The sequence below is a fragment of the Paenibacillus sp. JT31N11 genome, from assembly GCF_056269285.1.
In genome coordinates this window covers 12,715-32,502 of the sequence record NZ_JBWDNQ010000027.1, presented here as the reverse complement: position 1 = coordinate 32,502, position 19,788 = coordinate 12,715, and the positions used below count along the sequence as shown (strand labels likewise).

The following is a 19,788-nucleotide window of genomic DNA, read 5'->3' as shown; positions in this document are numbered from 1 at the left end:
TGGCAGTTTAACCATTCATGTTGGGTTTCCGTCTTTGCTTGTGGGCAAAAATGATCCACAGCGAGGGCGTGAGTGTCGGCATAATGGTTTCATAGCCAAGCTGACCGAGCCATGCAGCCACCTGCTGGGGGTCGGTTGGATATTGTGCTGGCGATTTCGCTGGAGGATCCGCGGGGGATGATTCAATCACAACTCCCGCCAGACAGAGACGGCCGTCAGGCAGCAGTATACGATCCATTTCGGCCAGAGCCAGCTGCTGCTGACGCTCATCCAGATAGTGCATGGCAAATGCGCAGGAGGCAAAATCAAATGCCGCTCCCTGGAAGGGCAGCGCGAGCAGATTTCCCTGCTTTGCTTCGATTTCAGGCAGGCTTTTGCGCAGAAGGGCGAGCATTTCCACGGATTGCTCTACTGCCGTTAATACAGCTCCCGACCGGGCCAGACGGGCGGTCAGACTGCCGGTTCCCGCGGCGAGGTCAATCCCGCGATCGCCAGAGACAGGATCGATCCACTGCGCAATAGCATCATGTGCAAGCTGATAGTTTTGTTCATTCACCAGCGGGTGAAGCGCCTGAAGAACGGCCAGCTCGCGATGGCTCGCGGCCAGACGGTCATAATCCCATTGATCATGCCAGGAGCTTCTTACGGCTGATAATTGCCTGATTTCGGCAGCGGTTGATTCAAGCTCCGTTAAAGTCAGATCCTGCCGGACAAATCCTGATGCAAGCATACTGTCCAGAGCCTGCAGCGCTTGCGAGCGACGGGACCATTCCTCGTAGATCGCTTTTCTGGCTTCATCCAGCTTTCCAAGAAGCGCGAGAGAGGCATCTTTCCGGGTATGCGAGGATATGCCGGGAGCACGATCCGGGATGTCTGTGGAATCCATGGAATCCGAATCTTCATCTGCCCGGAGGAATGGCCGGGCGGCGGGAATCATGTCGCTGATCGCAGCCAGGGATAAGCCCAGCTCCCGCAGCGCAATAATCCACCGCAGACGCTCAAGGTCCTGCTTCCTATAGATGCGATATCCGTTCACGGGGGATTTGTCCGGCGTGATCAATCCTTTTTCTTCATATAAACGAATGGCCCGGGGCGTAGTCCCGAGCCATTTTGCGGTTTCATGGATGTACAGCGGCATATGAACCATCTCCTTCATGTCCGATTGTAAACGTTGACCCTGCGTGAAGGTCAAGAGCCATCTATGCCGCCCAATCCGCCGGTTGAAGTATGCAGCTGAAATGATTCCTTATTTTCGCTGCAGCAGCTCCCAGCGGTAAACATATTCGAACAGAAACTCGAATGCCTCCAAATGCCGTTTGGCTTCAAAAGCATTGGCGCCCCAGGCATAGATGCCGTGCTTGCGCAGCATGATACCGGGAATTCGCGGATCCAACCGGTCAGTGATCTCCGGAACGATGCTTGGAATGTGAGCGAAATTCGAGACAATGGGAATTTCAATATGGGCTTCTTCCTCCCAGATATTAAAAGCCTTGATCAGCTCCACGCCGTCAACGGGGATCGATTTGCGGTCCCAGAACAGCTCTGATATCACATTATTCATAACAGTGTGGACATGGAAGATGGCTCCGCATCCGGTTAGCTTATAAATCTCGCAGTGAATCAAGGTTTCTGCGGATGGCTTTAACCTGGTGGTTTCGCTGGGCGACCCATTCTGATCGACGAACAGAAAATCCTCCGGCGTTGAGAGCGACTTGTCTTTCCCGCTTGCCGTTATGGCAAAGTTGAACGAATCGGGTGCAAACTCTCCTGCCCGGATGGACAGATTGCCGCTTGTTCCGGCGAACCAGCCGCGGGAAGCGAATAAACGCTTGACCTCGCCAAGCTCGGCCAGAACCCGTTGTTTCTCTTCAGTAGCAATGTCTGCAAAAATCATATTAATGGGAATCCTCCTCATGTTTAAGAACGGCAATCACATCATGAAACGTCTCAAATTCATTATAAGGCAGTCCAAGCTCCTTGCATTTGCTGATCAGGTGGGAACGGGCAAATACGACATCAGCCAGCTTAGCCCCTTCAAAATCCGTTACGCTGTCGCCAATCAATATCCGCGTGTACGCCTCAGAAGGAAAGCGCCTGATGATGGTCGTTTTGCACATGCCGCAGTCGTTGCTGCAGTTTCCGTCGCAGGCATGAGGCCAGGTGATTTCGATCTGCTCTCCTGTAAAATCGCTGCCGTTGCAGTATATATGGTCCTCGGCAATGCCAAAGGGAGCAAGCAGGGGATATACAAAAAAATCAATCCCGCCGCTCGTTACATAAAATTCGATATCATGGGCTTCGCTGTATGCCAGCAGATCGCTGAAGCCCGCACGAATGCGCGCATTGCTGATTGCGTATTCCACAACCTCTTTTTTTCGCGCTGCCGGAAGCAGGCGGAACATCTCGCCGACACCCTCGCGGATGGATTTGCGCTGTGACACGACATCATCGACGATCTGCTCCCAGCCCGGCGGATTGAAATGCCGCACGATGGCCACGATATTGTCGTTCTCGGTAATAGTCCCGTCAAAATCGCAAAAAATGATGCGCTTTTTCCCTCTGGACGATACCGGATTCGTTATTTCCAGGCTCATTCCTTATACCCCCAGCTGGCGATGGCCGCTTTCAAAGCTTCTTGTCCCGGCTGCTCCGCTGCCGTTGGCAGTGAAATTCCGGCAAGCGTTGCCGCTATGGCCTGACGGAAAGCTTGTCCGCCCGCCGCTGTCCCCATGGGATGGCCATGAATGCCGCCGCCCGCGTTGACAACGACTTCCTGTCCAAAGTCGCGCAAAATAAGCGGAACGAGTCCGGGATGGATACCCGCAGAAGGGACGGGAAAGCTGGACGGAACGGGGAGGCCGGGATCGACGAGAGCTGCCTGGACAGCAAGATTTTCTTCTCTAGGCATAACAACAGAGCCGTAAGGCGAAGGGAAAAGCACCAGATCGGCCCCGGCAAGACGCATCAGCTTGCCCAGCAGCAGCGGGGCGGAGATCCCATAATGCGGCGACGGATAGAAAGCGCCTGCCATGGCGGGATGGGCGGCGATCGGGACGGCGATGTCCGGGTCGCAGCTCAATTCATGCAGGGCATCGTAGCCATACGCCAATACATTGAACAGGAGCGCATTAGCGCCTGCACGGATTGCCCGTTTGGCATTAGCGGCAAGCTGTGAGGTCGGCCCCGTCAGATTGACTGCATACAGCAGCTTCTGTCCGGTTTCACGTTCCGCCTGACGCGCGGCATCCATACAAACCTCTACCCGTTTCTCCAATGGAGTCAACGGGTTCTCGAAGAGAATTTCGTCATCCTTGATCAAATCGACTCCGCCCAGGGCCTGCTGATAAAATTGCTCCCGCAAATTGGTCAGGTCATGGCCGATGACGGATTTGAATATGCTCATCAGCAGAGGGCGGTCGTGGACGCCAAGCAGCTTCCTTACCCCGGCAATACCGAATTTGGGGCCGGGGAATGCCGAAGTGAAGGCTGAGGAAAATTGAAGATCCAGCAGCTTGATTTTGCCATCCATCGACAGCTTGCCGAATACGGTGACGAGCAGGGCAGGGAGATCGCGGCTGTAATTAATGTCTGGATATGCGATCTGGAGGTCGGCAAACCGCTCGCCGGGCACCGCACCTTCCGGCTCATGAACGGTGACGGCTATGACACGCCCAAGATGCTTTTCCATCTCCGCCTTGCGGGCTTCGGGCAAATCGGTCCAGCTGCCAACGGTCAGCCCGACAGCAATGCCCTGGGCTTTCTTGTGAAAATCAGCTTTATCGTCATAACAGCGGTAAGTCGCGATGCATACCTGATCACTCATGAGTGGCACTCCTCTCGATGTCTTTGCCCATCTCGGCGGCGCGGTCGGTGGCCCGCCCTATCGCATGGACGAGGGCTTGGGTGAAGCCGTGCGCGTCAAGCGTCTCTATTGCGGCTTGTGTCGTTCCGTTGGGAGAAGTCACTTTTCTTCTCAGCTCCGCCGGATGCTCATGGGTCGCCTTGACCATATGGGCGGCGCCCAGAACGGTCTGGATTGTCAATTCGCGGGAAGCCTCCTCGCTGAGACCGCGGCCCCGGCCGGCTTCGATCATCGCTTCCATGACATAATAAATATAAGCCGGACCGCTGCCCGAGAGACCTGTCACGACATCCAGAAGATGCTCCTCGACGACTGCCGTCATGCCGACGGATTTGAACATGGCCTCTGCGAGGCTGCGCTGCCCCTCGGATACCGTGGAGGAGAAGCTGATGCCGGTTGCGCCAAGACCAATCGTGCTTGACGTATTGGGCATCGTGCGGACAATGTTCATCGGCTGGCCCAGCAGTGTTTCCATCGTATGGATCGACAGGCCGGCGATAACCGAGACGATCAATTGATCGGGGCGAAGCACATGGCGGAGCTGCTTCAAAGCCTCAGCGGCATCCTTCGGCTTTATTGCCAGAAATACGATATCGGCTCCGCCGATCATGGTTGTTTTGGCTTCATTATCAAACGCGGCCTGAACGCCGTAACGCGCGGCAAGCTCGTCAAGCCGGGCTGCATTCTGGCGATTGATCATTCCGATCTGTCCGGGTGCGGTCAGCCCCTGGTCCAGCAGGCCGCGAACAATCGCTTCCGCCATCGATCCCGCACCGTAAAAGCACAACCGGAGCGAACTGATCTGCGGAGAAACACCGGCAGAGAATAATTGTGACATTTTAAAGATAACCTCCTCATCAACCTCTGATTTGCCCGCTGCCGGAAATTAGGAATTTTGTTGTCGTCAGAGCCGGAAGGCCCATAGGACCACGCGCATGCAGCTTCTGCGTACTGATGCCGATCTCGGCGCCATAGCCGAATTCAAAGCCATCTGTGAAGCGCGTGGATGCATTATGGTAGACAGCTGCAGCGTCGATCTCCTGGAGAAAACGCGCGGCATTCGCTTGATTCCCGGTGACGATGCACTCCGAGTGCATGGTTCCATATTTTCCGATATGAGCAAGCGCTTCGTCCAGATTATTTACTATTCTGATGTTTAGAATGTAATCATTGTATTCAGTGGCATAATCCTCTTCGGTTACCGCTTTGGCCTCAGGAATAAGTGCGCAGGCCCGTTCGCATCCGCGAATTTCAACATTGGCGGCTAATAGCCGGTCAGCAATCAATCGCAGATAATCTGGGGCGAACGCTTCATGCACGAGCAAGGTTTCCATCGAATTGCATACGGATGGGCGCTGTACCTTCGCATTGAAGGCAATATCGGAGGCCATTTGCGGATCGGCGCTCTCATCGACGAAAGTATGACAGATTCCGGCGCCCGTTTCTATAACCGGCACAGTCGCATTGTCCACGACATTGCGAATCAGGGAAGCACCGCCGCGGGGAATAACCACGTCGAGCAGGCCATTGAGTTTAAGCATTTCATCCACAGATGAGCGGTTGGGATCCTCTATCAGCTGAATCGCATCAGGGGGCAGCGCCGTCTCCTCCAGTGCGCCGCGCAGTACTTCAATGATCCTCCGATTCGATTCGATGGCAGCCGATCCGCCGCGCAGGACAACGGTATTGCCTGTTTTGAGGCAAAGGCCTGCGGCGTCTACCGTGACGTTCGGACGCGCTTCGTAAATCATGCCGATTACACCAAGCGGAACGGAGATTTTGGTAATCTGCAGGCCGTTGGGACGGTCGAAGGATTCCAGAACCTGACCTGCCGGATCCGGCAGCCCGGCAACGAGACGCAGCGCGTCTGCTATTGCCGCAACCCGCTGCTCATTCAGTTTAAGCCGGTCCAGCAATGATTCACTCGTTCCGTTCTCACGGCCGCGTTTGATATCAAGCCCGTTGGCCGCAGTGATCGAGGCATGCTCGCGAACGAGCGCATCGGCCATGGCCAGCAGGGCAGCATTTTTTTGCTCTGTTGTCATCCGGTTCATTATGGCAGCCGCTTGCTTGGCAAGGGCCGCCTTCTCGCGTACTTCGCTCATTTATAGTTCCCTCCTAAGAGTTTTGCTGTGATCCATCATGGAATATACTTCTTCGTTGAACAGGAAAACTCACTTCGGAAGCATAGGCTTTAGAGTTTTGCTGTGACTTCTCTATCCGCTGAACGATACCCATTCATCACGGTGTATGACTTCAATCCGGTTGACTTCAACCCGCCGCCGGACCTCCTGCGTGCTGAGCCCGGCGACGGCCTGGATTTGCCATGCGGCATAGTTCACGACACCGCGGCCGATGGTCTGCTGCTGCAGATTAACGACTTCCACGACGTCGCCGGGATGAAACTCGCCTTCGATCTCCCGGATCCCCGCAGGAAGCAAGCTTTTTCCGCCCTGCAGAAGGGCTTTCTCGGCGCCTTCATCCACGATAATCCGTCCCTGGGTATGCGAGTGGAAGCCTACCCATTGCTTTTTCATAGGCAGATTATGCAGATTTGTATCAAAATAAGTGCCTTTTCCGCCCCCTTCAACCGCAAGCTGCATATCTCCGGGCTCAAGAACCCGGCCGATAAAGGCAGGCACGCCTCCGCGCATGGCAATCCGGGCGGCTTCAATTTTCGAGCGCATGCCGCCTGTGCCAACGGAAGATCCTGAGCCGCCGGCAAGCTTGACGAGATCTTCGGAAATAACCTCTACCCGGTCAATCCGGATTGCCTCGGGGTTGATTCTGGGATCCTCTGTGTACAGGCCGTCCGTATCGGTTAAGATGAGCAGCCGCTTGGCTTTTACGAGATTGGCGACCAATGCGGAGAGGGTGTCATTATCCCCGAATTTCAATTCGTCCGTTGCAACCGTGTCATTCTCGTTGACGACCGGTACGGTCCGCTGTTCCAGAAGCTCCTCAATGGTCATTAATGCATTCTGGATTCGCCTGCGGTTGGAAAAGTCGGCACGGGTGAGCAGGATTTGCGCAACACCGATTCCGCCGTTTGTACCGTAGGCTGAGAAGGCCTCCTGATAGGCCTGCATCAGCAGAGCCTGGCCTACAGCCGCAGCTGCCTGCTTTTCATGAACAAGCTTTGGACGCGACCGGTACCCAATTTTGCGGAAACCCGCAGCCACTGCGCCGGAGGTGACGAGCAGCACCTGATATCCGGCATCATACAGCGAAGCCAGTTCACGGGAGAAGAAAGCAATCCGTTCCCGGTTCAAGCCGCCTTCATCCGATGTCAGCGAGCTGCTGCCGATTTTGACCACGATTCGTTCCGTCATTATCGCAAATCCTTTCCCCTGAATAAAATAAAAAAACTTCCGCCCTCTACATAAATAGAAAGGACGAAAGTATAACCTCCGCGGTACCACCTTAATTAAAACGGTCTTGTACTCCTAAAAGGAAAACAAGCCGCATTCGCTTCATCAAGCCTGATAACAGCAGGTGCTGTCCGGCTCATCGCCGGCCGTTCCGGGGCGGGATTTCTGCATTGGTCGGGTAAATTCTCGCAGCTGACGAATTTACTCTCTGTGCACGACTCAAACCTGCGTACTGTTCCCCATCACAACGTTCGTGTTCAATTAAATCAAGCATATCATGATCTGACACGACCTGTAAAGGCGGTGGACAGGGGTCATTCCTGAACCTCATCCTGCACCTGATGAAGAACCAAGAATATGGGGCAAACTACCCGAAGAGACCGAGCCTGCCAATCCGTGCCACCGCTTCTTCGAGGCGCGCTTCCGGAGCAAGCAGCCCCAGCCTGACATAATTCTCGCCATAGCTCCCGAAGCCGATCCCCGGGGCGATGACAACATCAGCCCGCTCGAGGACCAGATCGGCAAATGAGGCCGAGGTATATCCTTTAGGCACCGGCAGCCAGCAGAAGAAGGAGCCCCCGGGTTTGGGAGCTTCCCAGCCGATCCTGCCCATAGCATTGTAGAGAGCGTTCCTGCGGCTTTCGTACGTTGTGCGAAGCTCGGCCACGCAATCCTGGGGACCGGTTAGCGCAACAGCCGATGCGGCTTGTATGCCCCCGAAAAGACTGCAGTAATAATGATCCTGAATCAAATTAATAAGCGAAATAATTTCCGGATTTCCAAGCGCAAAACCAACCCGCCAGCCTGCCATATTATAGGTTTTGGATAAGGTGTAGAACTCGATCCCGACTTCCTTGGCTCCGGGGGTCTGCAGAAAGCTGACCGGCTGGTTGCCGTCAAAGCCAATCGCTCCGTATGCAAAATCACTTGCCACCACAATGCCGTGGCGCGCGGCAAATTCAACCGTTTGCGCGTAAAATTCAGGTCCGGCCACAGCTCCTGTGGGATTGTTCGGGTAATTGATGAACATCAGCTTGGCCTGGTCTGCGATGTCTTTATGTATGGCGTCATAGTCAGGGAGAAATTGATTGTCTGCCGTTAGCGGCATATATTCCATCCGTCCGCCTGCAAGCGCGACACCCGACCAGTAATCGGGATAACCCGGGTCCGGAACCAGACAGATATCACCTGGATTGAGCAGGCATTGGCTGATTTCGATCAGACCGGTCTTGCCGCCGAACAAGATGGCGACTTCCTTCTCAGGATCCAAGGTAACACCATAGTCCTCCTTATAACGCTGGGCAACGGCTTCCTTGAGGAAAGGAAAGCCCTTGAAGGGCGGGTAGCGGTGAAATTCCGGATTGGGTGCCGCTTCCTGCAAAGCCGCAACAATATGCGCAGGGGTGGGTTGATCCGGATTGCCCTGCCCCAGATTGATAACGTCTCGCCCTTTGGCTGCCTGGGCTCCCGCCTTGCCTACCAGCGCTGCAAAAAATTGCGCCGGCAAGCCGGACATCCGGTCTGCCGGACTTATTGGAAAAGATTTGATATCCTTCATCGTTGATCACTCCACTAATTTGCTGCGTACCAAATACCTAAGCCTAATTTAGCATATTATAGGAAGAGGTGTCGAGCAAAGTGGCTGACGAAAGGCCGGGGCTGCTGCTGGCCAACAATCACATTAAAGCCCCATTTGAGCCAGGAAAGGCTTGGTGTCCGCTTTAAACTGCAGCAAATATGGCTTTCTGTTCTCGTCGAAGATGAGCAGAATCTGAGGCTTGCCGGGACAATAAAAAAGAAACACGTCTGCCGTACGCACTGTGACCGAACCGGCTTGGACCACTGCCGGCTCGTTCAGCGGAATACGGAAGACGTAGCCGCATTTGTCATCCGGCTTGGTCTGGGGGGCCAGACCTGTAACCGAGCCGAGCCAATTGATCGCATAAGTTTGGAACTCCTTGCTGTTTGGAACGGATTTGACGACTTTTCCGGCTGCGATATCAAAGGCCTGAACCGGCCTCTGAGAAGCGGTTCCGTCGTCAGCCAACCGGGCGCTGGCAACAGCCGGCATCATTAAACAGAAAACAAGCATCAGAAGAGAAATCAGCTTGGCACTTACTTTCATTTTCAGTTCTCCTTTACGATTCATGTTAGATGGTTACCTTGTTACGATGCCCATCTTGACAGAGAACCATGAGGCGGTATCATTAGGGAAAAGATAATGCTGCCCGAACAGGAAGGTGGATGCAAGCTATGGCAACGAAAAATAAACTGCGAATTGCTCTGGTTCAGATGGATGTGGAGGCCGGGCATCCGGATGAGAATTTCAAGAAATTGGAAGTCATGCTTGAGAAGGCGGCCGCAGGCAATGACAAGCCGCATTTGATCATGCTGCCTGAAATGTGGAATACCGGGTATGCGCTTGAAGAAATCAGTGAAATTGCGGACCGCGGGGGTGAGCGGACGAAGGCGCTGCTGTCTGCATTCAGCCGCGGGCATGGTATACAAATAGTGGGAGGCTCCATTGCCGAGAGCAGGGACGAGGGCGTTTATAATACCACTTATGTGTTTAATGCTCAGGGCGTAGTGGAGGCGCAGTATTCGAAAATTCATTTGTTCCGTCTGATGAATGAAGAGAAGCATCTGCAGCCGGGGGATAAAGTGGGCAGCTTGCGCGTGTCCGGAACGGATGCCGGTATGATGATCTGCTATGACATCCGGTTTCCGGAGCTGGCCCGGAAGCTGGCGCTGGATGGGGCGAAGCTGTTGTTTGTTCCCGCACAGTGGCCGAATCCCCGAATGCACCACTGGCGTACGCTTCTTATGGCGCGCGCAATTGAGAACCAGATGTTCGTGATCGCCTGCAACCGCTGCGGCACCAGCGGCACAAGCTCCTTTTTCGGCCACTCGCTGATCATTGATCCATGGGGAGAAATCATCGCTGAAGCCGGGGAGGAAGAAACCATTCTGCGGGCAGAAATCGATCTGGAGCTGGTCGATCAAATACGCGGAAGAATTCCCGTTTTTGAGGATCGCCGTCCATCGCTTTACTAAGGAAGTTCAAGAATGAAAATGGCTTTCGATTGTTGATTTCATCGTCTCGATGAACGCCTCCGCCGCTTTCGAAAGATACCGTCCTTTGCGGCTTGCAATGACAAGCGTACGCGAAGGCGCAGGCTCGGCAAAAGGCAAATAGGCAGGCGCGAATTCGTACCATTTGGCCCTTGCCACCATCTTGGGAACAAAAGCGATGCCCATTCCGGCGGCGACGAGCGATTGCACGGTTTCAATATTTCCGCTCTCGAATACAATTCGGGGCTGAAACCCGGCTTTCTCGCAAAGCTCGATAGCGATTTGCCTGAAGCCTTGTCCTTTCTTGAGCAGTACGAAGGGCTCTTGAGCGAGGTCATGGATGTTTACAGCCTCGTTCTTAAGGGCAAGCGGATGCTCGGGAGGCACGGCCAGACAGATTTCCTCCTTGATCAAGGGCTCCCAGGCCAGAGAGGGTTCGTGAAGCGGCAGCGACAGCAGACTCAAGTCCGTTTGTCCGCTTGCAGTTAGCTGCTCCAGCCGGAACGAGCTGTCCTCGACAAGCGCGACCTCGATTTCCGGATACCGTCTGCCGAATACCGGAAGCACGAGCGGCAGAACATGAGAGCCGGTAATGGGCAGGCTGCCGACAACCAGCTTGCCTTTGCGCATATGGGCGATATCGTCCAGCTCCTGCTTCAGCTGTTCGATGCTGTCGAGAATATTCTGCGCCTTGTCCACAAATACGGAGCCGGCATGCGTCATCTCGACAGAATTAGTGGTCCGGCGAAACAGCAGAACACCGATTTCCTTCTCCAGCTTCGACAGCTGCTGACTGAGGGAAGGCTGGGCGATATGAAGCTTTTCCGCGGCGCGGGAAAAGTTTTTTTCTTTGGCGATTTGAATGACATATTGCAGTTGGCGGAATTCCAAGATGCGTGACGCTCCTTCAGCGATATTTTCGTTACACGGATGCCATAGGCCAAAACTATTGATGTTATAGATATTATATCTTGGATCAATGAAGAAAGAAATGCTATGATACTATCATCGATAAAAAAGAGAACGAATTATTGAACTTATGAGGTGAAAACAATGGCAAAAAGAACAATGGTAGAGAAGATTTGGGACAATCATGTCATTCATGCCGAAGAGGGCAAACCAAGTGTTTTGTATATCGATTTGCAGCTGGTGCATGAGGTTACATCCCCGCAGGCCTTTGAAGGACTCCGTTTGACGAGCCGCAAGGTACGCCGCCCGGATTTGACTTTTGCAACGATGGACCACAATGTACCGACGAAGGACCGCTTCAATATCACGGACCCGATCTCCAAGCAGCAAATTGACACACTGACTCAAAACTGCGAGGATTTTGGCGTAAAGCTGTTTGATCTGGACAGTCTTGATCAAGGGGTCGTTCACGTTATGGGCCCCGAGCTGGGACTGACTCATCCGGGTAAAACCATTGTCTGCGGCGATAGCCACACTTCGACTCATGGCGCTTTTGGCGCATTGGCATTCGGTATCGGCACCTCCGAAGTGGAGCATGTTCTGGCCACACAATGTCTGCAGCAATCGAAGCCCAAAACGATGGAAATCCGCTTTGTCGGCAGCCGCAAGCCTGGTGTGACCGCGAAGGATATGATTCTTGGCGTCATCGCCAAATACGGAACCGATTTCGGTACCGGTTATGTCATGGAATTTACAGGCGAGGCTATTCGTTCCCTGTCTATGGAAGAGCGTATGACCGTTTGCAATATGTCGATTGAAGCAGGCGCGCGCGCTGGCTTGATCGCTCCTGACGAAACAACGTTCAATTACCTGCGCGGCCGTGAGTATTCGCCGCAGGGAGAAGCCTTTGACCGCGCTGTCCGGATTTGGACGGATCTGGCAACGGACGACGGCGCCTCTTATGATAACGTGCTGGAATTTGATGTAGATTCCCTGATTCCTCAAGTGACCTGGGGCACAAGCCCTGGTATGGGAACAGACATTACGTCGAAAGTGCCAGTACCGGCTGAGCTTCCTACGGAGAATGAGCGCAAAGCGGCAGAGAAGGCTTTGGAGTATATGGGTCTGACACCAGGAACTCCTATGAATGAAATCCCGATAGATTATGTTTTCATCGGCTCCTGTACGAATGGACGGATTGAGGATCTGCGCGCTGCGGCTGAAATTGCCAAGGGCTACAAAGTCAGCGACCGTGTTACGGCCATTGTGGTTCCAGGATCGGGCCGTGTCAAAATTCAAGCCGAGCAGGAGGGTCTGGATCAAATCTTCACGGACGCCGGATTCGAATGGCGCGATGCGGGCTGCTCCATGTGTCTGGCTATGAATCCCGATGTTCTGCAGCCTGGACAGCGCTGCGCATCGACATCCAACAGGAACTTCGAAGGCCGTCAAGGACGCGGAGGACGCACGCATCTCGTATCCCCGGCTATGGCAGCAGCTGCCGCCATTATGGGCAAATTCACCGATGTTCGCGACTGGAAAATCAAATCCGAAGTACTGAGCTAGTTTTGACGGACCTGACTTCATGAAACAAGATTCGAAAGGGGTTACCATAGATGGAAGAGTTTAAAGAGCTGACGGGGCTAGTTGCCCCTGTGGACCGCGTCAATGTGGATACGGACGCCATTATTCCAAAACAATTTCTTAAACGTATTGAACGGAGCGGCTTTGGCCAATTCCTCTTTTTTGAGTGGCGCTGGGATGAGAAGGGTGACGTTATTCCTGATTTCAGTCTGAACCAGCCGCGTTATCAAGGCGCTTCGGTGTTGATCTCCCGTGCCAACTTCGGCTGCGGATCTTCGCGTGAGCATGCGCCCTGGGCCATTCTTGATTATGGCTTTAAAGTTATTATCGCACCTTCTTTTGCAGATATTTTCTACAATAACTGCTTCAAGAATGGTATTCTGCCGATTCGCTTGAGCGAAGAGCAGGTGGATGGTCTGTTCCAACGCACTGCGGCTGAAGAAGGCTACAAGCTGACAGTGGATCTGGTGAGCAAGAAACTCACTGACGGCGCAGGGCTTGAAATTTCCTTCGATCTGGATGAGCACCGCCGGCAATTCCTGCTGCAAGGGCTGGATGATATAGGCCTTACTCTTCAGCATGAAGAGGCGATTTCAGCCTATGAAGCGAGCCGGGTTGCTTATTAATTTTTGATTAATTTACAAAACAATAGGTTTTGATACAGGCCTCCGGTCTTGCCGGAGGCCTTTTGCATTTCAAATATCATAAACTACAGATTCAGTTTATTTTGGTGCGCGTCAAGCCGTTTCTTTTTTCATTGGCGATAGAGTTACAATTTTCCTTAATACGCAACTTTTTCTGACAAGCTGCGTCTAATAAATGTCTGTAAGCATCGGCCTGTTCGCTCTGCTCGGAGGCGAAAATCAAGTCATCGAGGTGAAAGATGAAGAAGTTTGTAACCGCTATAATGTTATTAACGTTGTTCGTCTCTATGTTCCCTGGTCTGGTGGGAGCTGCCGCCGCTGTGCCTGTTCCCAAGCTTTATTTGAACGGCAAACTACTACAATCGCCTGCAGCGCCGCAAATAGTCAAACAAACGACGATGGTGCCGCTGCGAACAGTAACGGAAGAACTGGGTTTTGATGTGGCATGGTCTTCCCCGAACGTCAATATATCCAATGGGGAAACGATTATGGTCCTGACGATCAGCAGTAAAACTGCATTGGTGAATGGGCAGAAAGTTTCTCTGGACGTGCCTGCATACATATCGAAGAATACTACCCTTGTACCGCTTCGATTTGTCGGAGAGCAGTTTGGGCTCGAGGTATCCTGGGACACCGCCACAAGAACGGTCCAGATGTTTGACAATTCCAGACAAGAAGTCGAGAAACCGCCAGTAGTGCTTCCAGGTGAAGAGGATGGCAACGCTGGTACTGGAGACGGGACAATCCCCGGACAGGACGGAACGGAAACCGGAAGCGATGGTTCGCCGTCCGCGGAAACTACCGGAACGATCAATACCATTGAATATGACGGTATAGGAAGCATCTATGTAAGGTATGACGGCGAAATAGGCGATCTGGTACAAGAAACGATTGCGGGAAGCGGAGAAATTCAGCAGAAAATCGCTATAGATTTTCCATACACGGCCTTCTCGTCTACGTTTATGGCAAATCTATCAAATGGCTATTCCGGACAATTTTCGATGGATAATCATCCGTCGCTCGTAAGTGTGCGTTATTCCTTGTTTAAGGACAAGCCTTCAACGGTAAGAGTCGTGCTGGATTTGACAGCGCCGACGCCTATTAATATTGCCCGGGAGGACAAGGTGATCCGCATTGACGTTCTGGAGCCTACTGATGTTGTAGCCCCGACCGATCCTATCAATGTTGATCCAGGCATTCCAGGTAATGTTGATCCGGCAGATCCTGGCGTATACAAAATCGTTCTGGATGCCGGCCACGGAGGCAAAGATCCAGGTGCGCCTGCCGTTAACGGCAAGCACGAAAAAGAATACAATTTGTCCATCACGCTTAAAGTGAAGGCGCTGCTGGATAATGAACCGAAAATTAAAGCTTACCTGACCCGGTCGGACGATACCTTCGTCGAGCTGGATGACAGAGCCAAAATCGCCAATGATATGAATGCGGATATATTCATTTCCTTCCATGCGAACTCGGCTACAAGCTCGTCAGCATCAGGTTCGGAAACGTATTATAACCGTGCCAGCAGTCTCGCGCTTGCGAATGTGATACATAAGCATCTCGTGGCAGGGACCGCTCTCCCCGACCGGAAGGTCCATCAAGCCAGCTTTGTAGTTATCAAGAAAACGACGATGCCGGCTATTCTTCTGGAAGCGGGATATCTCTCCAACAAAGGCGATGCCGCAGCACTCTTCGATCCGGCAAGACAGGATGCTATAGCAGCTCAGGTTGTAGCCGGAATTAAAGAATACTTGAATATTACCTAGGGGGAAGCCGATGAAACAACCAGCTGCTTCACGCATACTGCTTGTCCTGATCGCTGCCGCAGCCATACTGACCATGAGTGCATGCGGGAGCAGGCCGGATAACACGCAAGGGGGAAGTTCCGATCAGGTGCAGACGCCTCCGGAGCCGGTCCCGGTAGTAGAGAAGAAGAGCGAGACGATCAAGGTTTATTATACCGATGAGCAAATGACGGAGCTGCAGGAGCAGCAGGCAGATATTCAGTACGCGGACACCAGGGAAAAAATTGAAAATGCTTATAAAGCACTTCAACAGGATGGCAAAGACGGAGGCTTGTCGCTATGGAAGCATATCGACCTGCTCAGCGCCAAGGTGGAGAACGGTGCGGTAACGCTGGATATTCATATCAACGATGAAGCGCGCTTAGGAGGTCCGGGCGAACAGATGGCGGTTGATGCTGTCCAGAAGACCATGTTTCAATTCGAAGATGTGACTTCTCTTGATATTCTTGTCGACGGCGAGAAAGAAGAAAGTTTAATGGGTCATGTGGAGCTCGATCATCCAATCGTTAAGCAACAATAGTCATTAGGGGGAGTTCGCCGGTATGTTCAAAGCAAACAAATGGTTAAAAGGGGTCTCATCGCTTGTTATATTCTCCGTACTCTCAAGCTTCACCATAACTGGTGGAGCTGTTTTTGCGGATTCCTCTGCAATTACGAAATTCAGTGACGTTCCTGCCGCACATTGGGCGCAGAAGCATATTACCAAGCTGGCTCTTCAGGGTATTGTCAAGGGCGACAATGGCGTCTTCAAGCCAAATGACAATGTCAGCCAGCAGGAAGCGGTCACGATGGCTATCCGTTTTATCGGCATTGAGAATGAAGTCAAGGAAGATCAGGCTGTCGTCTTCTCCAGCGCATTCAAGGTAAACGATTATTTCAAGCCTTATGTCGCACTTGCTTTTCAGAAGGGCCTGCTTGACCGGGATGAAGAATTCAAACTGGCGGAAGAGAATGAGGCCGTCACGTGGGGGGCCAAAAAAGCAACACGGGAATGGATCACCAAGCTTGTCGTCAATGCGATCGGCAAACAGTCCGCAGCCGCTGAACTGGCTTCCACGCCTGTGGCCTTCTCTGACAGGAACAGCGTGAGCGAAGGGTTTGCTGGCTATGTGAATGCGGCCGTTTCCCTGAAACTGGTCAATGGTGTGACGGCCGACAAATTCGAGCCGAAAGGCGCGATAACAAGGGCAGCTATGGCAACCCTGCTGAGCCGGGCGGAAAGCCAGTTCCCCGTTGCTTTTCCGGGTCAGGAGACAGGCATTTTATCCGCCAAGTCGGACACTTCCATCCAATTGTACAAGCCGCAAGGCGATCAAACGCTGCTCTTGTCGCCGGATACGAATGTATACCGCTTTGACTCCGAGAAGGCTGTAGGCCTGGATCAGCTTGTGCCAAATACGAATGTGACAGTTATCACCTACGGGGATCAAGCATTATATGTGGAACAGCTCGATGACAAGCAGCTGGTGGAGACAATTACAGGTACCTTCGACCGCGCAGTTCCTGCTGAGAACAAGCTGTGGATATGGGTCAACGATACTCCGGTTGCAGTGGCCTACGACAGTTCTGTAACGGTCAAGGATGCCGCCGGCTCTGTGATTCCAGTAGCTTCGCTGGTCAAGGACAGCACGCTTTCGATCACCCGCGATACCTATCGTGAAGTGCCGCATGTACTTTCGATCGCTGTGCAATCCGCGCCAATCAATAAAACGGGCAGCGGTCTCGTAAAAGCTGTAGATGCCGCAGCCTCGACGATCAGCGTCATCAATTCGGCATCAAATGCCGAGGAGCAGCTGAGCGTCTCGCCGCAAGCGGTCATCTTGTGGCAGGGAAGTATTTTGCAGGGCGGCCTTGCCGGGGTTCGAGCCGGAGACTCCCTGACCTATGAGGTTCAGAACAGCATTGTGACGAAAATTACCGTTCAGCAAACATCAGCGAAGTCGGTGCAGGGCGAGTTCTATTCCGCAAGCAGTGACAATAAAACCATCAATTATATTCGGGATGGCGGAACTCAGCTGGAAGCCAAATTCGTAGCGGATTCCATTAATGTGACGATCGAGGGTCTAACGTCCACCAACCTCGTTGATCTGGTCAAAGGTGACCGTCTCGAGCTGACGTTGAACGAGAAGGATCAAGTCAGCGCCATTAAAGTGCTGAACCGCAAGGTTGAGACAATCAATGGCGCGGTAATCGTTAGCTATGAGCCTGAGCTCAAAGCACTGGTCGTCAAAAATGGCACGAAATTAATTCCGATCTATTTGACGGACAGCACGAAGATCGATATGAACGGAACAGCAATTCCGCTGACAAGTGCTGCAACGATGCTGATCAAGGACCGCAAGGTTACAATTGGCTATACGGATGACAAAGCGATATCCATTCAGTTCGTTTATAAGTACACCGGTACGGTTGTTTCGATTAATCAAACCTCCAGGCAGTTGAATTTGACGCTGACCGGCGGTTCTCCGTTCACAATCGGGTTTGATGCACTGGGAGTGGAGGCGTTTGGCAAGAACGCTACACTCGCAGATGTGAAGGCGGGTGATGTGGTCACCCTGCTATTGAACACCACTCAGGATAAGGCCGTCACTCTTCAGATTCATTCCGCCAAACAGGTGGAAGTGGTCTCGGTTGACGTGAACAGCCAGAAGCTGAAGGTTAAAAATGCCGATCAGACTGCCAATGAATGGGCAGTCAGCGGCTGGAGCTTCTACAATGAGAGCGGAGAGCTTATTACGCTTTCCGGCCTGACAGCCGGTCAAGTAGGCAATATCACCTTTACAGGTTCCACGCCGTCGTCGTTCAAGAAGGTCGCTGTTGAATCAGGCAGGGTGTCGGCGGTTGCCGCCGATAAAGTGACCATCGTCGACTATAACGGTGTTTCTACTGAGGTTCCGCTAGGTGCAGCCTATACGGTTATCAAAAATGGAGTGTCCGGCAGCTCCGCAGCTGTGCTGCAGGCAGGTGACCGGGTCGAGGTCCGCAAGGATGCCGCCGAGCAGACTCTGATAACTGTAAACAGCGGTACAGCGAGAAGCTTCTGGAAGTTTGACAGCTCGGCAAGCCTGCTTTCGGTTAAGCGAACAGGACTTACGGATAATAATTACACCTTCAAGGTTACGTCGAGGACCAAGTTGTCCCAAGGCGATGCGGCTATTCAGTGGTCGGATTTAAAAGAAGGAGACAGCATTACCCTTTACATCGTTCAAGGCGAGCTGCTGGAAGTTGTGAAAAAGAGTTAAATCAGGTTTAACAAGCGCTGCGGGATCATCCCACAGCGCTTTTTTAAACCTTATGGCCATTTTCACCTCCAGAAGAGGGTGATCATGACGTAAAACATTTAAATCTTTTTATAAAATTTCATTTGGGAGGATTGAGCTAATTTTTGGAAGGGACAGGTTATTCTTATGGAATTGCGGCTAAATTAAATAATTTTATGAAAATCTCTTGAAAAAGTCGCAGGAAGCCCCTGTTTACGGTTGCTTATTGTGACATTTTTCGCTACACTTTGATTCGATAGCCCAAATAGGGGAGAGAGACAGTTGAAAGCAAAGGATAAGATGGCTTATATCTTGCGGGTCATTGGCGAGATGTTTCCGGATGCTCACTGTGAGCTGAACCACCGAAATCCGTTTGAACTGACCATAGCCGTTCTTCTTTCGGCACAGTGTACGGATGAAACGGTTAATAAAGTGACAGCCGACCTATTCAAGAAATATGAGACACCAGCCGATTATTTGGCAGTTCCGCTTGAAGAGCTGGAGCAGGATATCCGCCGGATCGGGCTGTATCGCAACAAAGCCTCCCATATCCAGAAGCTTTGCCGCATGCTGCTGGACGAATACGGTGGAGAAGTGCCCCGGCGGCATGAGGATTTGACCAGGTTGCCCGGTGTCGGACGCAAGACGGCCAATGTCGTCGTATCCAATGCTTTTGGCGTTCCGGCGATTGCGGTTGATACGCATGTTGAACGGGTGTCCAAGCGGCTTGGTATCGCCAAAGCGGACGATAGCGTGCTCGAGGTGGAGAAGAAGCTGATGAAGCTTGTTCCGCGAGAGCAGTGGACCGATACACATCACCGGCTTATTTTTTTCGGAAGGTATCATTGTAAAGCTCAAAATCCGCAGTGCCCTGTATGCCCGCTGCTTGATCTGTGCAAGGAAGGCCAGCAGCGCATGAAGATGAACACAAGCCGGAAGGCAAAAGCTAATTAAATTTTAGAGAAGAGGATGATTAAGAATGAAATGCATTTCTGTGTACACGAAGGACTTTGCTTTGTTTTCCGATATTTACGAGCAAATCATGGAAGCACCTCCCGAAGAAAACGAAGAAGTCATCATCGAAGGCGTTACAGTCAGCGGAGCAGGGGATGTTCCGGATCAATATATTGAACGCATGCGCGTAAAGCCCGAGGTTGTCGTGATGAAAGAAAAGGAACGCAGCGTAACGATCCTGCAGCATGGCGAAGTATTTGAAATTTGTTTGCCGTCCGAGCAAACAGCTTAATCATAAACCACTGACATAGCGAATTGGTAGGGTTA

Annotated in this window: 18 protein-coding genes; 8 read left to right on the top strand and 10 right to left on the bottom strand. The window is 52.4% G+C overall.

What is annotated here, in order from left to right:
• Positions 1–7 precede the first annotated feature (7 nt).
• The 9 genes from AC0YNV_RS38260 to AC0YNV_RS38220 all read right to left on the bottom strand — a co-directional run bounded on the left by AC0YNV_RS38260 (position 8) and on the right by AC0YNV_RS38220 (position 9,358).
• Positions 8–1,138, bottom strand: a complete 1,131-nt coding sequence (locus AC0YNV_RS38260; protein WP_475772711.1) for a MerR family transcriptional regulator — start codon at positions 1,136–1,138, stop codon at positions 8–10.
• 108 nt (positions 1,139–1,246) lie between these two features.
• Positions 1,247–1,894: a methylthioribulose 1-phosphate dehydratase gene (gene mtnB, locus AC0YNV_RS38255; protein ID WP_475772710.1), complete on the bottom strand. Its 648-nt coding sequence runs from the start codon at positions 1,892–1,894 to the stop codon at positions 1,247–1,249.
• A 1-nt stretch (position 1,895) separates the two neighbouring features.
• A complete protein-coding gene (locus AC0YNV_RS38250) occupies positions 1,896–2,594 on the bottom strand; it encodes a 2-hydroxy-3-keto-5-methylthiopentenyl-1-phosphate phosphatase (RefSeq protein ID WP_475772709.1) in 699 nt (232 codons plus the stop codon).
• The gene (locus tag AC0YNV_RS38245; RefSeq protein WP_475772708.1) at positions 2,591–3,823 is read right to left on the bottom strand and encodes a 2,3-diketo-5-methylthiopentyl-1-phosphate enolase; all 1,233 of its coding nucleotides are present in this window, start codon (positions 3,821–3,823) and stop codon (positions 2,591–2,593) included. Before AC0YNV_RS38245 ends, AC0YNV_RS38250 begins: the two co-directional genes overlap by 4 nt.
• Positions 3,816–4,700 (bottom strand): pyrroline-5-carboxylate reductase, encoded by an 885-nt coding sequence (gene proC, locus AC0YNV_RS38240; protein WP_475772707.1) that lies wholly within the window; start codon positions 4,698–4,700, stop codon positions 3,816–3,818. The genes AC0YNV_RS38245 and proC overlap by 8 nt, the downstream gene beginning before the upstream one ends.
• A 19-nt stretch (positions 4,701–4,719) precedes the next feature.
• Complete coding sequence (locus AC0YNV_RS38235) at positions 4,720–5,967, bottom strand: glutamate-5-semialdehyde dehydrogenase (protein ID WP_475772706.1); 1,248 nt, start codon at positions 5,965–5,967, stop codon at positions 4,720–4,722.
• Positions 5,968–6,078: 111 nt separating this feature from the next.
• Positions 6,079–7,194: a glutamate 5-kinase gene (gene proB / locus AC0YNV_RS38230; RefSeq protein ID WP_475772705.1), complete on the bottom strand. Its 1,116-nt coding sequence runs from the start codon at positions 7,192–7,194 to the stop codon at positions 6,079–6,081.
• A gap of 406 nt (positions 7,195–7,600) precedes the next feature.
• A complete protein-coding gene (locus AC0YNV_RS38225) occupies positions 7,601–8,791 on the bottom strand; it encodes an aminotransferase class I/II-fold pyridoxal phosphate-dependent enzyme (protein WP_475772704.1) in 1,191 nt (396 codons plus the stop codon).
• Between the two features lie 123 nt (positions 8,792–8,914).
• Entirely contained in the window at positions 8,915–9,358 is a 444-nt protein-coding gene (locus tag AC0YNV_RS38220) for a hypothetical protein (protein WP_379113887.1), read from the bottom strand.
• 128 nt (positions 9,359–9,486) lie between these two features.
• On the opposite strand from AC0YNV_RS38220, the gene AC0YNV_RS38215 reads away from it, so the two are divergent.
• A complete protein-coding gene (locus AC0YNV_RS38215; protein ID WP_475772703.1) occupies positions 9,487–10,287 on the top strand; it encodes a carbon-nitrogen family hydrolase in 801 nt (266 codons plus the stop codon).
• Positions 10,288–10,293: 6 nt separating this feature from the next.
• Here the strand turns inward: AC0YNV_RS38215 and AC0YNV_RS38210 are convergent, their stop codons facing one another.
• The gene (locus AC0YNV_RS38210) at positions 10,294–11,196 is read right to left on the bottom strand and encodes a LysR family transcriptional regulator (RefSeq protein WP_475772702.1); all 903 of its coding nucleotides are present in this window, start codon (positions 11,194–11,196) and stop codon (positions 10,294–10,296) included.
• A 162-nt stretch (positions 11,197–11,358) separates the two neighbouring features.
• Here AC0YNV_RS38210 and leuC point away from each other — a divergent pair, with 162 nt between their 5' ends.
• The 7 genes from leuC (at position 11,359) to AC0YNV_RS38175 (ending at position 19,753) form a co-directional block, all read left to right on the top strand.
• Positions 11,359–12,780: a 3-isopropylmalate dehydratase large subunit gene (gene leuC / locus AC0YNV_RS38205; protein ID WP_475772701.1), complete on the top strand. Its 1,422-nt coding sequence runs from the start codon at positions 11,359–11,361 to the stop codon at positions 12,778–12,780.
• Between the two features lie 50 nt (positions 12,781–12,830).
• The gene (leuD, locus tag AC0YNV_RS38200; protein ID WP_210040370.1) at positions 12,831–13,424 is read left to right on the top strand and encodes a 3-isopropylmalate dehydratase small subunit; all 594 of its coding nucleotides are present in this window, start codon (positions 12,831–12,833) and stop codon (positions 13,422–13,424) included.
• 257 nt (positions 13,425–13,681) lie between these two features.
• Positions 13,682–15,208 carry an N-acetylmuramoyl-L-alanine amidase gene (locus AC0YNV_RS38195; protein ID WP_475772700.1) on the top strand — a complete coding sequence of 509 codons (1,527 nt, stop codon included), beginning with the start codon at positions 13,682–13,684 and terminating at the stop codon, positions 15,206–15,208.
• A 10-nt stretch (positions 15,209–15,218) separates the two neighbouring features.
• Positions 15,219–15,767: a GerMN domain-containing protein gene (locus tag AC0YNV_RS38190; protein ID WP_475772699.1), complete on the top strand. Its 549-nt coding sequence runs from the start codon at positions 15,219–15,221 to the stop codon at positions 15,765–15,767.
• A 22-nt stretch (positions 15,768–15,789) separates the two neighbouring features.
• Entirely contained in the window at positions 15,790–18,489 is a 2,700-nt protein-coding gene (locus AC0YNV_RS38185; protein ID WP_475772698.1) for an S-layer homology domain-containing protein, read from the top strand.
• 318 nt (positions 18,490–18,807) lie between these two features.
• Positions 18,808–19,461, top strand: coding sequence for an endonuclease III (nth, locus tag AC0YNV_RS38180; protein ID WP_210040982.1), 654 nt, complete (start codon positions 18,808–18,810; stop codon positions 19,459–19,461).
• A 25-nt stretch (positions 19,462–19,486) separates the two neighbouring features.
• Complete coding sequence (locus AC0YNV_RS38175) at positions 19,487–19,753, top strand: NAD/NADP transhydrogenase alpha subunit (protein WP_210040377.1); 267 nt, start codon at positions 19,487–19,489, stop codon at positions 19,751–19,753.
• Positions 19,754–19,788: the final 35 nt, after the last annotated feature.

Excerpts from the sequence above, each read along its gene's own strand:
- proC (WP_475772707.1), bottom strand. The coding sequence starts at position 4,700 with ATGTCACAATTATTCTCTGCCGGTGTTTCTCCGCAGATCAGTTCGCTC.
- AC0YNV_RS38190 (WP_475772699.1), top strand. The coding sequence starts at position 15,219 with ATGAAACAACCAGCTGCTTCACGCATACTGCTTGTCCTGATCGCTGCC.
- AC0YNV_RS38245 (WP_475772708.1), bottom strand. The coding sequence starts at position 3,823 with ATGAGTGATCAGGTATGCATCGCGACTTACCGCTGTTATGACGATAAA.
- AC0YNV_RS38235 (WP_475772706.1), bottom strand. The coding sequence starts at position 5,967 with ATGAGCGAAGTACGCGAGAAGGCGGCCCTTGCCAAGCAAGCGGCTGCC.
- AC0YNV_RS38175 (WP_210040377.1), top strand. The coding sequence starts at position 19,487 with ATGAAATGCATTTCTGTGTACACGAAGGACTTTGCTTTGTTTTCCGAT.
- proB (WP_475772705.1), bottom strand. The coding sequence starts at position 7,194 with ATGACGGAACGAATCGTGGTCAAAATCGGCAGCAGCTCGCTGACATCG.
- leuC (WP_475772701.1), top strand. The coding sequence starts at position 11,359 with ATGGCAAAAAGAACAATGGTAGAGAAGATTTGGGACAATCATGTCATT.
- AC0YNV_RS38195 (WP_475772700.1), top strand. The coding sequence starts at position 13,682 with ATGAAGAAGTTTGTAACCGCTATAATGTTATTAACGTTGTTCGTCTCT.
- AC0YNV_RS38225 (WP_475772704.1), bottom strand. The coding sequence starts at position 8,791 with ATGAAGGATATCAAATCTTTTCCAATAAGTCCGGCAGACCGGATGTCC.
- AC0YNV_RS38215 (WP_475772703.1), top strand. The coding sequence starts at position 9,487 with ATGGCAACGAAAAATAAACTGCGAATTGCTCTGGTTCAGATGGATGTG.
- mtnB (WP_475772710.1), bottom strand. The coding sequence starts at position 1,894 with ATGATTTTTGCAGACATTGCTACTGAAGAGAAACAACGGGTTCTGGCC.
- AC0YNV_RS38260 (WP_475772711.1), bottom strand. The coding sequence starts at position 1,138 with ATGCCGCTGTACATCCATGAAACCGCAAAATGGCTCGGGACTACGCCC.
- AC0YNV_RS38220 (WP_379113887.1), bottom strand. The coding sequence starts at position 9,358 with ATGAAAGTAAGTGCCAAGCTGATTTCTCTTCTGATGCTTGTTTTCTGT.
- nth (WP_210040982.1), top strand. The coding sequence starts at position 18,808 with ATGGCTTATATCTTGCGGGTCATTGGCGAGATGTTTCCGGATGCTCAC.
- leuD (WP_210040370.1), top strand. The coding sequence starts at position 12,831 with ATGGAAGAGTTTAAAGAGCTGACGGGGCTAGTTGCCCCTGTGGACCGC.
- AC0YNV_RS38250 (WP_475772709.1), bottom strand. The coding sequence starts at position 2,594 with ATGAGCCTGGAAATAACGAATCCGGTATCGTCCAGAGGGAAAAAGCGC.
- AC0YNV_RS38185 (WP_475772698.1), top strand. The coding sequence starts at position 15,790 with ATGTTCAAAGCAAACAAATGGTTAAAAGGGGTCTCATCGCTTGTTATA.